Here is a 14,692-nt window from a genome sequence, read left to right on the forward strand (position 1 = left end):
CAAATAAAAAAAGCATCCGATAATAATCGGGTGCTTCATTCTTAATAATTATTATTTAGCTTTTGATTGGTTACCAGCGTAAACAACACCGCGACGACCATCAACAGTAACTAATTGACCATCTTTGATGTTTTCAACTGCATCAGTAGCACCAACAATTACTGGAATATTAAGGGAGATACCAACGACAGCAGCGTATGAGGTCAAACCACCGTTTTCAACCACGATTGCACTTGACTTCTTCATTGCTGGTAAGTAGTCTTTGTTTGTATCCTTAACAACTAGAACGCCACCATCAACGGCTTTATCGTTAGCTTCCTTAGCATCTTTAGCAACTACTGTCTTGCCAATGACAGTTTCACCACCAACACCTTGACCTTGAGCTAATTTAGTACCAATCAACTTAACACGAATTGTGTTAGTAGTCCCTTGATCACCTAATGGTACACCTGAAGTAATCAAGATCATGTCGCCTTCCTTAGCGAGTCCAGTTTCAACTGACTTTTTAGCAGCCAATTCGAACATTTCATCTGGATTTGATGGTTTATCAACTAAGATGGGTTGAACACCATAGTTAACCGTCAATCCACGACGAACACGATCGTTAAACGTTAAAGCAAGAATATCAGCGTCTGGATGATATTTTGAAATCATTCTTGCAGTGTAACCTGAACCAGTTGCAGCTACAATCGTGTGAATTCCCATATCCTTAGCAATCCGTGCAACTGCTTCACCAAGTGACTCAGTGACGTCACCAGTACCGAACTTAGGACGTGGAGTACCAAATTCAAAGAAGTGTTTGTCAGCTTCGATATCAATCTTGCTCATCATTGCAACTGATTTAACTGGGTAATCACCGTTAGCACTTTCACCTGAAAGCATAGTTGCATCAGTACCATCATAAACAGCATTAGCAACATCAGATACTTCGGCACGAGTAGGTCTTGGTTCTTCTTGCATGGAATCAAGCATTTGAGTAGCAGTGATAACTGGTTTACCTAAATCATTACAGATCTTGATTAAATGTTTTTGAACGGTTGGGACATTTTCTGGTGGAATTTCAACTCCCATGTCACCTCTAGCAACCATCAAACCATCAGATACTTTGATGATTTCGTTAAAGTTGTCGATTCCTTCTTGTGATTCAATCTTAGGAAAAATTTGAACGTCTTCCATATTCTTGCTTTCAAGTAAGGCACGGATATCTAGGACATCTTGTGGCTTTCTAACAAATGAAGCAGAGATATAGTTAATACCATGGTCACATCCGAAAAGGATATCATCAGTATCTTTTTCAGTAATACCAGGTAAGTTAATTGAAACTCCTGGAGCATTAACACCCTTACGTGAGCCCAAGACCCCGTTATTTTGGGCAGTAACCACTAACTCTTTGTTGGCATCATCTTTTTTGTCAATCTTGGTATCCAAAAGACCGTCATCAAACAGAACGTGCCCGCCAACTTTAACGTCGTCATACAAGCCTGGGTAAGAAACAGCAATCTTGTCTTTAGTTCCCTCAAGGTTACCATCCATTGAAATTCTAAATTGATCACCAGTGTGGTATTCAATCTTTCCGTCTTTTTGTACCGTGGTTCTGATTTCAGCACCCTTAGTATCTAAGACAATTCCAACAACTTTACCAGTTTTCTTTTCCGCTTCTTTCACTTTATTCATACGGTCTAAATGTTCCGCATGGTCTCCGTGTGAAAAATTGAAACGAAAAACGTTTGCTCCTGCTTCAATAAGCTTAGTGATGGTATCAACATCAGTACTTGCAGGACCAAGTGTACTTACGATCTTTGTTCTCTTCATAAGTAAAGCCTCTCCTTTTTGCATGGCACACATCCGCGTACCAAGCATTATTTGATTTCAAGTGTATTGTATCACTTTTTATAAGGATTGTCGTTAGTTTCACAGGCAAAATTTATCATTGTGTAACAACGTTTCCCGCTCCTAAAATGTCACGTAGATCATGCATTAAATCAGAATTAATGGCCACGTTATATGCTTTATCTAATAGTTGCTTTCGATCATCGGAAGCTCGATAAAGCAAAATTGGTGTTGACCCAGGATATCTTTTTATTATCCGGATTAAATCTTGATAGATTGAATCTCGATCATGATCTAACGCAATCTTTAAATAAAGCTTTTTTTGATGATCAACTTTTTTTAAAGACTGATGAACGACATTAGCAGCTGGTTCAATTGAATTTGCCACTAATTGAAGTCCCCGTTGAACCTCAATGTTTCCAGACACCAAAACCACTATTCCACTTTTTATCCATCCACTAATTTTAGCGTAAAGATTAGGAAAAATGGTCACATCAATATCACCAAACTGATCATTACCATCGATGAAAGCCATAAGTTGCCCTTTTTTCGTTCGGATCGTCTTTACATGAGATACAAACAAAATCATTTTCACGTTTTTACTGGGCTCATGAATATCATTAGTAGTTAAAGCATGAACTTGTTCTTGTAAATCAGTATAGTGACCAACTGGATGCCCGGTTAAATAAGTTCCAAGGTACTCATTTTCCTTGTTTAGTTTCTCCCAATCAGAAAAATCATCAGTTCTTTTAATTTTGGGAGCCAACGCTTGAATTAATTCAATTGAGTTTCCACTTAATTCAGTAGAACTAATAAATTCTGGAATGGCATTAATTAATTCTTTTCGGTTATACCCAAAACCATCAAGCGCCCCTGAATAAGCAAGTGCATTTAAAAGATCAATTTTTCTAAACCTGGGATCGATTCGACTGATTAATTCCGGTAAATCATGAAAATTACCATTTTGTTTTCGTTCTTCCTCAACATTCTTAATAAAATCGGTTCGTAATCCTTTGATGGTACGAAGTCCAAACCTGATTTTACCATCCTGATAAGTATAAACATCTTTACTCTCATTGATATCAGGACGCCCAACTTGAATATCTGATTCTTTGGCTTCTTGAACGTAATTCTTGGTCTTACGTGAATTACCGATCACCGAATTTAGCAACGATGTAAAAAATGGACCAGGAAAATGAACTTTTAAATAGGCCAACTGAAACGCCATTTTGCTATATGCAACTGCGTGAGACTTATTAAATCCATAGTCGGCAAATCGTTCCATATAGTCAAACGTTGTCTTTGAAACGTCTTTAGAATATCCTTTTTTACTGGCGCCATCAATGAACTGGATCTTCATGTTATCCATTTCTTTTTTATGCTTTTTGCTCATCGCACGGCGCAAAATATCAGCTTGTCCCAGTGTAAAACCACCCATTGCCGATGCAAGTTGCATAACCTGTTCCTGATAAACAATAATGCCAAAGGTTGAACCCAAAATGTTTTTAATGGTTTCATTTGGATAGTTAACCGTCTGAGTCCCATTCTTTCTGGCAATAAACATATCAATATTCTTAATGGGACCGGGTCGATACAAAGCATTCACGGCTGCCACCATATCAAAATCATTTGGTTTTAATTTACGTAACACGTTTTGAATCCCAGATGATTCAAATTGAAAAACCCCATTAGTCTTACCAGATTGAAAAAGCTTCAAAGTATCCTGATCATTTAAATTGATGTCAGTTATTTCAAAATTACGATCAACTTTTGAATGAATAATTTCTAAAATGTTAGCCATTGTAGAGAGGTTTCTCAAACCCAAAAAATCAATCTTTAAGAGCCCCACGCTTTCAACATAATACTTGGAGTACTGGGTCATCAACAATCCATCATTTCCGGATTGAAGTGGAGCACGATCAACGATAGGATCTTCACTTAAAATTAAACCAGCAGCGTGAGTGGAAAAATGGCGTGGTAGTCCCTCTAGTTTTTCAGCAATATCAAATAGCAACCGATTGGTTTTACTATCAGCTAATAAATTTCTTAATTTCTGTGATTCTGATTCGGCCTTAGCCAGGGATTCATGAAGCTGATTTGGAATTGCAGATGACCACTTTGCCATTTGAGTTGGAGTCATTCCAAATACCCTGCCAACATCTCGAAGAGCTTGTTTGGCAGCTAACGTTCCAAAAGTCACAATTTGAGCAACATGTTCATTTCCATATTTTTGATGAACATACTGTAAAATATCATCACGCCGATTATCGGGAATATCTAAATCAATATCCGGCATCTGTGCTCGTTCTTCGTTTAAAAATCGTTCAAATAGCAAATTATACTTAATCGGATCCACATCGGTAATTTTTAAAGTGTACGCAACTAATGATCCCGCTGAAGATCCCCGACCAGGTCCAGTTATAATTCCTTGGTGATGAGCAAAATTTAAAACATCCCATACAATCAAGAAATAATCATCAAATCCCATCCGATTAATAACTTTTAGTTCAGAATCTAACCGGTCCTGATACTCACTACGATTAAGATGCGATTGATCCTTCAATCTTTCCTTTAAACCAAGTTCACATAATTGACGTAAATAGTCCTTTGAAGAAAGATTATCTGGAGCTTTAAACGTCGGTAGTTTAGGTTGCTCTTTGGGAATCGCTACGTCAACTTCATCAACCATTTTCTGGTTATTTAAAACCGCTTGATCAAGCCCTAGACTGTGATACTGAGTCTCAATATTATGACGATCCTTTAACCATTTTGTTCCAACCTGGTGCCGTTCTTCCATTGGATTTTTGATCACGTCACCAGTTCCAATCGACTTTAAAACTTCATTTGAAAAATAATCATCTGCATCAAGATATTCAACCGAATTAAGCGCCACTAAATCAACATCAGCTTGAACCCCCAGGTTCTTAAGCTCATTTATAATTATCTTAGTTCGATTTAAGCTAATTCCAACTTTTACTGCATTTGGATCGCTAACGCTCTTTACTTTAGCAATTAAGATTTTAACCTCGCTCATTCTTCCTACTTCGATTAGTTTATTTAACTCACTATTCTCTGGAAAAATGACAAATAGGTGGTGGAGTTTATCCTTGATTTTTTCAACAACATTAGTTTGCTCATTACTCATCAAAAGTGATGAAATTTTCATCAAATTCTTGTACCCATCCTGATCTTTAGCAATCAAAATCAATTCGGACTTGTTTTCTTTAAAAAACATCCCGTCCAAAACTGCCGTTAAACCAATAATTGGCTTAATACCCTGCTTTTTTGCCTCATTATAAAAAGCTACCGACCCATACATCACATTCCGATCAGTTAGTGCCACACTTTGATAACCACGCACACGAGCTTTTTCAATTAACTTAGGAACCGTATTGGTACTTTGAAGCAAACTATACGATGTAATGTTTTGTAACGGATTGTATCCCAAAATTTGTCATCTCCTTTCCTAATTTCATATTCATTATAGCAAATGGACCCGATAAATTTTATTCGAAGTTTGTAATTGATTTTTTCTACTGTAGTGATAAACTACTGGTATTGAGAGGTGTTAATTATGAAGACGTTTGCTGCTAACTTAACTGGTGCTTTCTGGGGATTTGTATATGGCGAAATTATTGGTTATATTGGATCGGCCTTGGTTGGCGCACCTTATAATTGGATTCAAGTTGGAGTAATCGGCGCTGTTGTTGCCCTTATTGCCTTCAACGGAATTAAACTAATTAGTCGTTAATTAGAAATAAAAATAACCTGCAGGTTCAACCTGCAGGTTATTTTTTTAGTCTTTTGAAACATCCTCTGAAATCTTAATAATTAAATCGACAGCCTTTTCCATCGTTTGAAGCGACACATATTCAAAGCGGCCATGCATGTTTTCTGGTCCAGCAAATAGGTTGGGAGTTGGAATCCCAAGAAAAGAAATCTTAGAACCATCAGTACCACCACGAACCGGATAAATATTTGGCTTAATGTTAACTTCATTCATGGCATCCTTAGCAATATTGACGGGTGTCATATCTTTCTTAATGATTTCCGCCATGTTGTAATATTCATCATGCATCTCAAGTTCAACTCTCCCATCACCATATTTATCATTAAACTTATTAACTAAGTTTTGAATGAATTGCTTGCGTTCGTTGAACTTACTCTTATCATGATCACGAATAATGTAATCTAATTTAGCATGATCAGTTACCCCATCAATCGCAAGCAGATAATAAAAGCCCTGACGATCTTTGGTATTTTCCGGTCGTTGGTCCTTTGGTAATTGATTATGAAAATCAATCGCAAGCTGAGAGGCATTTACCATCACACCATAGGCGTCACCAGGATGAACATCAGTTCCGTTGAATTTTATTGTGGCAGCCGCCGCATTAAACGTTTCGTACTCTAAGTCTCCAAGTGGACCACCATCAACCGTGTATGCAAAATCAGCACCAAAATCAGTAACGTCAAATTGATCGGCTCCGGTACCAATCTCCTCATCTGGTCCAAACCCAACTACGATATCGCCATGCTTAATTTCGGGATGATCAACTAAGTATTTCATTGCCGTCATAATTTCAGCCACTCCCGCCTTATCGTCAGCTCCTAAGAGAGTTGAACCATCGGTAGTAATTAAAGTTTGACCAGCATACTTTTTAAGGGTTGGGAATACGCTCGGATCCAGCTGGTATTTGCCATCTTTATCAAGTTTAATAATCGATTTTCCATCGTAATTTTTAACTACTTGTGGATTGACGTGTTCTGAATTAAAGTCTGCAGTGTCTATATGAGAGATAAATCCAATCTTAGGAACTTTTTGCTTAACATTACTTGGTAAATCAGCAAAAACATAACCACTTTTTTCATTGGTTCGTACGTTTTCCATCCCAATATCCTTTAATTCATAAGAAAGTTCGTTTAAAAAATCAACTTCTTTAGGATCAGACGGAATTGTGTCAGAATTCGGATTAGATCTCGTATTCACCTTCACATATTTCAAAAAGCGATCCAGTAACTGCTTGCTATCAGCCATAACTATTCCTCCTATATAAACTCAAACGGATCCGTGTTTAGTTGCGATGCAAATACATTGATATCCCAACGATTTTCATCAGACCAGCGCGTAAACATTTCAGCTAACTTATTTTTACATATACTTTCAATATGGTGCCCCGGATCAATCGCAGACAGACCACTCGAAAGCATCTCTTGAGAAGTATGATAATACAAATCGCCAGTAATATAAACTTGAACGCCTTGTTCAATCGCTTGTCGATAGAACTTGCCACCGTCTCCACCTAAGATAGCAATCCGCTTAACACGCTGCTGATCATCATTTGTTACTATTCGTAAACCACTAATTCCAAACACTTGTTTACATAGTCGACCTAAATCAATGATTTTCATTGATTGTTTCAAGTTGCCAACGCGTCCCATCGAATAATTAGTAGGAAACCCATTAGTATCCAAATGGGGTACCAGTCCAACGGTATTTTGAAGACCGATCGCATCTGCTAGCCAGTCATTCATTCCACCATTTGCATTATCCAAGTTCGTATGAGCCGCATAAACGGTAATATTATGTTTCAAAATATTAGCGTACATTTGATTTTGGGGATCAGCTAAATCTAAATTCTTTGCAGGATGAAACATCACGGGATGATGGGCAAAAATAAAATCAACGTTCTTGTTGATCGCTTCATCAACCACTTCAGGTCTAACGTCTAAAGTGGTCATGACGTTTTTAATACTTCGCTTTTTAGAACCAATTTGAAATCCAGTTGGGTCTTTTGGTTCAGCAAGTGAAAGTGGTGCGAATCGTTCAAATCTAGTAATTAAGTCATTAACGGTTGTCATCTAAAATCTCCTCTAATTCTTCGTTAATCTTTTGGATGTGTTGAATTTTTTCAAGAGGTGGATTAGTAGCATTATGCAGATTATCCAAAACAATCTTATTTTTCCGCATCCGATCAGTCCATTTTGCAATAAATGCTTGTTTTTGTTGTTTTAAAAGAATCGGTCCAAACCTTAGTTCCTGATTAGAATACTTAACCGGATTCGTTGATGGAGTTGCCAAGATCATTTCATAAAAATGACCAGCATCAAAAACAATGTTTTCAATATCAATCTTATACTGATTTGTAACTAACCAACTTCTTACTCGAATTTCATCAACGTTTGGTTGCAGAATTAGGGCCGTTTGTTTAGAAAGTTTCTCTTTGCCACGTTCAAGGATCTGAGTGATTAATTCACCACCCATCCCAGCAATCACAATTGCATTCACGTGGTCACTTGATTTAATCACATTAAGTCCATCTCCCAACCGAGTCACCATTTTATCACCTAAGTGTTGTTCTTTCATTTCCAATGTTGCGTTATGCAGTGGTCCAGGAGCAACCTCACCGGCAATCGCAAACTTAATCAAATTCCGTTTTAACAAATAAGCCGGAACATAAGCGTGATCCGAACCGATATCAGCTATTGTTGCCCCATTAGGAACTAAATCAGAAACTGCTTGTAAACGTGGCGATAACTTTTTTGCCGTCATCGTTTCCCTCCTAATCCAATAAAAAAGCAGCGATCCAGTTGGATCTCTGCCACATCTTTAATCTAAGAAATCTTTTAATTGTTTACTGCGTGATGGATGTCTCAGTTTTCTTAATGCTTTAGCTTCAATCTGTCGAATTCGTTCTCTAGTGACACCAAAGACTTTTCCAACCTCTTCTAAGGTTCGAGTTCTTCCATCATCTAACCCAAATCTAAGTCGTAAAACGTTCTCTTCACGGTCAGTTAACGTATCTAGGACACTTTCAAGTTGTTCTTTTAAAAGCTCATAAGCAGCATGATCAGCAGGACTAGTGGCATCTTCATCTTCAATAAAGTCACCTAAGTGGGAGTCATCTTCTTCACCAATTGGAGTTTCAAGTGAAACTGGTTCCTGAGCAATCTTAAGGATCTCTCTAACCTTTGAAGTTGGCATATCCATCTCAGCACCAATCTCAGATGGTAACGGTTCTCTGCCAAGGTCTTGGAGTAATTGACGCTGAATTCGAATCAGTTTATTGATGGTTTCAACCATATGAACGGGAATTCGAATGGTTCGAGCCTGATCCGCAATGGCTCGAGTAATTGCTTGTCTAATCCACCAAGTAGCGTACGTTGAAAACTTAAATCCCTTACGGTAATCAAACTTCTCAACGGCCTTCATTAAACCCATGTTCCCTTCTTGAATCAAATCAAGAAATTGCATGCCACGGCCAACGTAACGCTTGGCAATTGAAACAACTAATCGCAAGTTTGCTTCAGCTAATTCTTGTTTAGCTGTTTCATCACCCTGCTCGATTCTGAGAGCTAATTGTACCTCTTGATCAGCGGTAAGTAATGGAACTCGACCAATTTCCTTTAGGTACATTCTGACCGGATCATTAATTTTAACTCCCTTTGAACTGGAAGCATTTTTTAATTCTTTTTGAGTAACTTTTTTAGCTGCTTTTAAAGCTCTGGGATCAGGTTCGCCACTTTCATCAACAATACTTATTCCTGAGTCTTCAACCTTTTCCATCAATTCATTCATTTGTTTTTTATTCAAACTAAATGGAACCTGGAGTTCTTCCTCTAAGACCCCATAAGTGATGTGACCAACCTTCTTGTGCTTTTTTACAACGGCGTCAAAAACCTTCTTATATCCAGTTTTATCAAATTTTTCTTTACTCGTTGTCTTCTTTGCTCTAGTTGTCTTAGTTTTAGTCGTTTTCTTTGCAGTAGTCTTTTTAGTGCTCTTATTTTTAGGAACACCGCTCTTTTTGGGAGCTGCTTTCGCAGTCTTATTTGTGGAATTTACTTCATTTTTCTTAATGTCTTTTTCTGCCATAAAAATTGCCTCCCATTACTGTATTCTTATTGATACTTCTTTTGCAGGTCCTGGTATTCTTTACCCAATTGGGCAGCCTTATCAGTATCACCAAGTTTAACTGCATCTAACATTTCTTGATACTTTGATTTAAGGGATACCCCACCAGTTAAAGCCTGCTTTATTATTTTAACACAATCGTCAACTTCTTTTTCACTTGGCTCATTAGATAAAGCAGCCATTTCAATATTAGCAAAAGTTGATTGCAAATCAGATTCTTTCAAAAAGTCACTAAATTCAGCAGGAACGTACTTGTCATGCGATTGAAAATAATGTTGTGCAAGTAAATAAATCGTTTGATACCCATCATGAACAAAACTAAAATCAGGATCATCGGTCACCTTTAACCAAACATCATGATTATTCAACATTCGTGACAAAAGTAAGCGCTCCGCACTTTCAACTTTAGTAATCTTCTTTGGATTTCGATTCAAAACTTCAGGAGATGAGTCAGTCTTCAACCTACGGATTTGTTTTCTTTGCTGTTTATTGATGAAGGTCGAACGAATTTGTTTACATTGAACCGACAAAGCATTGAGATCCAAGTCAAACTCATCAGCTAAATGTTTTAAATAAACACTACGTTCAACGGGTTTGTCAATTTTTGCAATCACATTAACGGCTTCATCTACATAATTTAGTTTTTCTTCTTCATTACTTAAATCATACTGCGTTTTAAGAAAATGCAATTCAAAGGAAGTTGTGGTTTCTCGAGCACTTTTGATAGCATCTTTAAACTTGTCATTTCCATTTTTTCGTCGATACTCATCAGGATCAACCCCGTTGGGCATTTGAATCACGCCAACTTTAAACTTACCTTCACTACTTAAAAGGCTAATCGCTCGCTTAGTAGCCTTCTGTCCAGGTTCATCGCCATCATAACAAACGTATATCTGATTCGTTAACTGATTGAACTGATAAATTTGTTCGTTCGTCAAACTCGTTCCCATTGAAGCAACGCCGTTTTTAACCCCGGCCTGAAAAGCAGAAATAACGTCCATAAAACCCTCAAACAGAATTAAATTTTGCTCATTTCGAATACTAGACTTGGCAAGATCGAGATTATAAATAATCCTTCGTTTATTAAAGATGCTAGTTTCAGGACTATTTAAATATTTTGGAAGATCAGGATCTCGATGTAAGATTCTACCGGAAAATCCAATGGTCTTAGAATTAGGATCCCTGATAGGATACATGATCCGATTCGAAAATCGATCATTCAATTCACCACTCGAATTTTCAACAAACAATCCCGATTTTCGTAAAAGTTGAAAATCAGTTTTTTTGTTCTTAAAGAACGGTTTTAAGAGTCTTTGGCTAGGGGCAAATCCTAAGTTAAAAGTTTCAATCATTTCATCCGTTATTTTTCGTTCATGCAGATATTTTAATGCGGGAACTCCAAGCTCAGTGTTAACCAATACATGATGATAGAGTTTACTTGCTTCCTCATGAAGATTAATGAGGCTGTTCTTTTCTGAATTTACTGGAGATTTACTATTATCATTTTGAACTGAGTCAGGAAGAGTAATTCCCTCATCTTCTGCCACAGCAATAACAGCTTCTGGAAAGGAAATTCCTTGCAAATCCATGAGGAATTTAAAAACATTTCCACCGCGTCCACAACTAAAACAATGAAAAATCTGTTTACTTTCTGACACAGAAAAGGATGGTGTTCTTTCCTCATGGAACGGACACAAACCGAATAAATTATTTCCTGACTTCTTTAAATTGACATACTTACTAACAACGTCAGTAATGTTGGTCTTACTTAAGACATCATCAATTACCGTTTCAGGAATTTTTGCCATGAGATCACCATCCTTTCTCGGAAATCTATTCTAATATTAATTTTTTTATTTAACAATTATTTCGTCGACATCAGCAAAGCGATCAATCATTCTTGCTAAATTAGTCAATTCTGCCAGACGATTATTGCGAACTTTCGTGTCGTCTGCCATTACCATGGTTTTATCAAAATACTCATCAATGAGTGGCTTTAAAGAAGTTAATTCATTAAAAGCTTGGTTAGCATTCAATTCATTAAAGTTTGGGCTGATAAGTTTGATTTTATCATTAAGGACTTTCTCTGAATCATTTTCAAACAACTTTTCATCAACTTTAACACTACCAGCTGGAAAATGACCTTTTTGAGCAATCCGAACCACTCGTGTCAGTGCTTCAATTGATTCTTTAAAATTAGGATCATCTTTATGATCATTTAATGTCATTGCGGTTTCAACGTTAAAGTAAATATCACTGTCAGTTGATCCCACCGCCGCATCAATTAGATCATAGCGAATATCTTTCGACTTGAGTTGTCGTTTAATTCTTTCTTTAATAAACGTAACCACGTCAGAAACAATCTTAGTTTGATCTACTTTTGGTAAGACCGCTTTAGCTTTCTCTTCAGCAATCACTTGATTCATTAATGGCATAAGTGGTACTCGCCATTTTTCACTAACAACAATTCTAACAATTCCAGCTGCCTGCCTTCTTAATGCATACGGATCATTTGAACCACTAGGAATCATATCTGCAGCAAAGAAGGTCATCACACTGTCAAGTTTATCTGCCACTGACAAAACAGCACCTACTTTAGTTTTGGGAAGTTCCCCGTCGGATGAAATGGGAAGATAATGTTCACGAATTGCAGTAGCAACTTCCGGATCTTCACCCGCAAGCAATGCGTATTTTTCACCCATTACTCCTTGTAATTCAGCAAACTCTCCAACCATCCCGGTAACTAAATCAAATTTATAAATTTCTGAGGCACGTTGTAAGTGTTTTAATTGAGTTTCATCTAATCCAACATCTTTCCCAATTATCTGGGAAATAACTTGAACGCGCTGCATCTTATCGTATTCAGAAGAAATCTTATCGTGAAAGCTAACTGTTTTGAGCTTATTAACATAATCGTCAATTGATTGCTGTTGATCCTCATTATAGAAGAAATCAGCATCATCAAGTCTAGCAGTCAAAACTTTCTCGTTTCCGGCAACTACGTTATCAAGATGATTCTCATCACCATTTCTAACGGAGACAAAATAAGGTAAAAGATTACCATCATGATCTTCAACGTAGAAGAATCGTTGGTGGTTTCTCATTGAAGTAATCAATACTTCACGTGGAATTTTTAAGAAACGGTCGTCAAATTTTCCAGCAAAACTAGTTGGCCATTCCACTAAGTTATTAACTTCTTCAAGAAGATCATTATCAATATTGACCTTCCAATTGTTCTTTTTCGCAATCGCTTCAATCTGTTTACGAATTAAATCTTTTCGCTTATTAGCATCGGCAATCACGTGTTGCCCCGTTAAAGCTTCTTCATAATCATCGGCATTTTTTAACTCAACGTCTTTTCCAAGAAAACGATGTCCCCAGGTGGTCCGTCCAGAATGAACATCAACAATCTGCATTGGGATCACTTCGTCGTCAAGTAAAGCTACAATCCATTTAATGGGGCGAATAAATTCAAACTTGTTGGTTCCCCACTTCATTAACGTTGGAAAAGTCATTGATTTTATAACATCATCAAGACCACTTAATACTTCTTGAACTGGTTTTCCCGCTACGTGTTTTTCAACAAAAGCATACTTAGTTCCCTTAACATCCTTAAAGACGATATCATCAGGCGTTAATCCTTGTCCTTTAGTAAAACCAATTGCCGCCTTACTCCAATTGCCATCTTTGTCCTTTGCAATCTTTTCGGCCGGACCTCGAACCTCTTTATCAACATCTGGTTGTTTGTTAACTAAGCCAGTAATTTGAATTGCCAGTCTTCTAGGAGTAGAGAACTTTTTAATTTGGTCATAAGAAATTCTTTGATCTTTTAAATACTGAGCCGCTTTTTCTGCCAATTGATTAACACTTGGCGTCACAACGTGAGCGGGCATTTCTTCTAATCCAATCTCCAACAAAAATGTCTTAGCCATCTACTTATCCCCCTTGCCATCATGATGCTTTTTGTTTTTCTTCTTACTATTTTTTGAATCATCTTTTAAAAGCTCTTGTCGTCTTTGCTCATCCTTAATAAGTGGAAAACCACGCTTTTTACGCTCAGCAACAAATGCTTTGGCGATCGCGTGTGCCATTTTTCGAATTCGTGAAAGGTAACCAGCACGTTCAGTGACAGATACGGCTCCTCTTGCATCTAGTAGATTAAAAGTATGACTACATTTCAAAATATAATCATAGGCTGGGTGAACTAGTCCAAGCGATATTAATCGTTTGGCCTCTTTCTCGTAAGCATCAAACATTTCGTGCAACATTTTTTGGTCTGATTCTTCAAAACTATACTTAGAATGCTCATATTCGGGCTCTTTAAAGATGTCACCATACTTAACTCCGTTACCCCATTCCAGGTCAAAAACATTGTTGACGTCTTGAATGTACGAAGAAAGCCGTTCCAATCCATAGGTGATTTCAACCGCAACTGGATCCATGGTTAATCCACCGACAACCTGAAAATAAGTAAACTGAGTTACTTCCATGCCATCGAGCCATACTTCCCATCCAACACCGGCACATCCCATTGATGGATTTTCCCAGTTATCCTCAACAAACCGAATATCATGTTCAAGTGGATTAATTCCTAGTTGTTCAAGCGAATTAATGTACAATTCTTGGATGTTGTCCGGAGATGGCTTCATTAATACCTGAAACTGATGATGCTGATAAAGCCGATTAGGATTTTCTCCATACCTACCATCAGCTGGACGTCTTGATGGTTCAACGTAACAAACATTCCATGGCTCTGGTCCAATCGCACGCAAAAAAGTGTACGGACTCATTGTTCCCGCACCTTTCTCAGTATCATATGATTGCATCCGCATGCAACCAAGCGAACTCCAATATGACTCTAGAGTACTGATAATATCTTGGACTGATAGTTTTTCTGTCATTAACTTCTCCTCCTAATCAATAAGCAAATAAAAAAACCTATGCAAAAGT

At 37.4% G+C, this 14,692-nt stretch carries 10 protein-coding genes; 1 reads left to right on the top strand and 9 read right to left on the bottom strand.

The window, feature by feature from the left end; all coding sequences use genetic code 11:
- Positions 1–51 precede the first annotated feature (51 nt).
- Positions 52–1,812: a pyruvate kinase gene (gene pyk, locus AC6UC9_RS03020; protein ID WP_500693792.1), complete on the bottom strand. Its 1,761-nt coding sequence runs from the start codon at positions 1,810–1,812 to the stop codon at positions 52–54.
- Between the two features lie 115 nt (positions 1,813–1,927).
- Entirely contained in the window at positions 1,928–5,278 is a 3,351-nt protein-coding gene (gene dnaE, locus AC6UC9_RS03025; RefSeq protein ID WP_500701099.1) for a DNA polymerase III subunit alpha, read from the bottom strand.
- Positions 5,279–5,404: 126 nt separating this feature from the next.
- On the opposite strand from dnaE, the gene AC6UC9_RS03030 reads away from it, so the two are divergent.
- Positions 5,405–5,581, top strand: a complete 177-nt coding sequence (locus AC6UC9_RS03030; RefSeq protein WP_500693794.1) for a YjzD family protein — start codon at positions 5,405–5,407, stop codon at positions 5,579–5,581.
- A gap of 45 nt (positions 5,582–5,626) precedes the next feature.
- Here the strand turns inward: AC6UC9_RS03030 and pepT are convergent, their stop codons facing one another.
- The 7 genes from pepT to glyQ are packed head-to-tail and all read right to left on the bottom strand — an operon-like array spanning position 5,627 to position 14,643.
- On the bottom strand, positions 5,627–6,865 hold the full coding sequence (gene pepT / locus AC6UC9_RS03035; RefSeq protein WP_500701100.1) for a peptidase T: 1,239 nt from the start codon (positions 6,863–6,865) through the stop codon (positions 5,627–5,629).
- An 11-nt stretch (positions 6,866–6,876) separates the two neighbouring features.
- On the bottom strand, positions 6,877–7,689 hold the full coding sequence (locus tag AC6UC9_RS03040; RefSeq protein WP_500701101.1) for a Nif3-like dinuclear metal center hexameric protein: 813 nt from the start codon (positions 7,687–7,689) through the stop codon (positions 6,877–6,879).
- Complete coding sequence (locus AC6UC9_RS03045; protein WP_500701102.1) at positions 7,676–8,380, bottom strand: tRNA (adenine(22)-N(1))-methyltransferase; 705 nt, start codon at positions 8,378–8,380, stop codon at positions 7,676–7,678. Before AC6UC9_RS03045 ends, AC6UC9_RS03040 begins: the two co-directional genes overlap by 14 nt.
- Positions 8,381–8,437: 57 nt before the next feature.
- Positions 8,438–9,703, bottom strand: a complete 1,266-nt coding sequence (rpoD, locus tag AC6UC9_RS03050; RefSeq protein WP_500701103.1) for an RNA polymerase sigma factor RpoD — start codon at positions 9,701–9,703, stop codon at positions 8,438–8,440.
- Positions 9,704–9,729: 26 nt separating this feature from the next.
- On the bottom strand, positions 9,730–11,550 hold the full coding sequence (gene dnaG / locus AC6UC9_RS03055) for a DNA primase (protein WP_500701104.1): 1,821 nt from the start codon (positions 11,548–11,550) through the stop codon (positions 9,730–9,732).
- 45 nt (positions 11,551–11,595) lie between these two features.
- Positions 11,596–13,674 (bottom strand): glycine--tRNA ligase subunit beta, encoded by a 2,079-nt coding sequence (glyS, locus tag AC6UC9_RS03060; protein ID WP_500701105.1) that lies wholly within the window; start codon positions 13,672–13,674, stop codon positions 11,596–11,598.
- Complete coding sequence (gene glyQ / locus AC6UC9_RS03065) at positions 13,675–14,643, bottom strand: glycine--tRNA ligase subunit alpha (protein WP_500701106.1); 969 nt, start codon at positions 14,641–14,643, stop codon at positions 13,675–13,677.
- Between the last annotated feature and the right edge of the window lie 49 nt (positions 14,644–14,692).

The organism is Fructilactobacillus sp. X7R4C1, from assembly GCF_059901115.1.

Excerpts from the sequence above, each read along its gene's own strand:
- dnaG (WP_500701104.1), bottom strand. The coding sequence starts at position 11,550 with ATGGCAAAAATTCCTGAAACGGTAATTGATGATGTCTTAAGTAAGACC.
- AC6UC9_RS03045 (WP_500701102.1), bottom strand. The coding sequence starts at position 8,380 with ATGACGGCAAAAAAGTTATCGCCACGTTTACAAGCAGTTTCTGATTTA.
- AC6UC9_RS03030 (WP_500693794.1), top strand. The coding sequence starts at position 5,405 with ATGAAGACGTTTGCTGCTAACTTAACTGGTGCTTTCTGGGGATTTGTA.
- rpoD (WP_500701103.1), bottom strand. The coding sequence starts at position 9,703 with ATGGCAGAAAAAGACATTAAGAAAAATGAAGTAAATTCCACAAATAAG.
- pyk (WP_500693792.1), bottom strand. The coding sequence starts at position 1,812 with ATGAAGAGAACAAAGATCGTAAGTACACTTGGTCCTGCAAGTACTGAT.
- glyS (WP_500701105.1), bottom strand. The coding sequence starts at position 13,674 with ATGGCTAAGACATTTTTGTTGGAGATTGGATTAGAAGAAATGCCCGCT.
- glyQ (WP_500701106.1), bottom strand. The coding sequence starts at position 14,643 with ATGACAGAAAAACTATCAGTCCAAGATATTATCAGTACTCTAGAGTCA.
- pepT (WP_500701100.1), bottom strand. The coding sequence starts at position 6,865 with ATGGCTGATAGCAAGCAGTTACTGGATCGCTTTTTGAAATATGTGAAG.
- AC6UC9_RS03040 (WP_500701101.1), bottom strand. The coding sequence starts at position 7,689 with ATGACAACCGTTAATGACTTAATTACTAGATTTGAACGATTCGCACCA.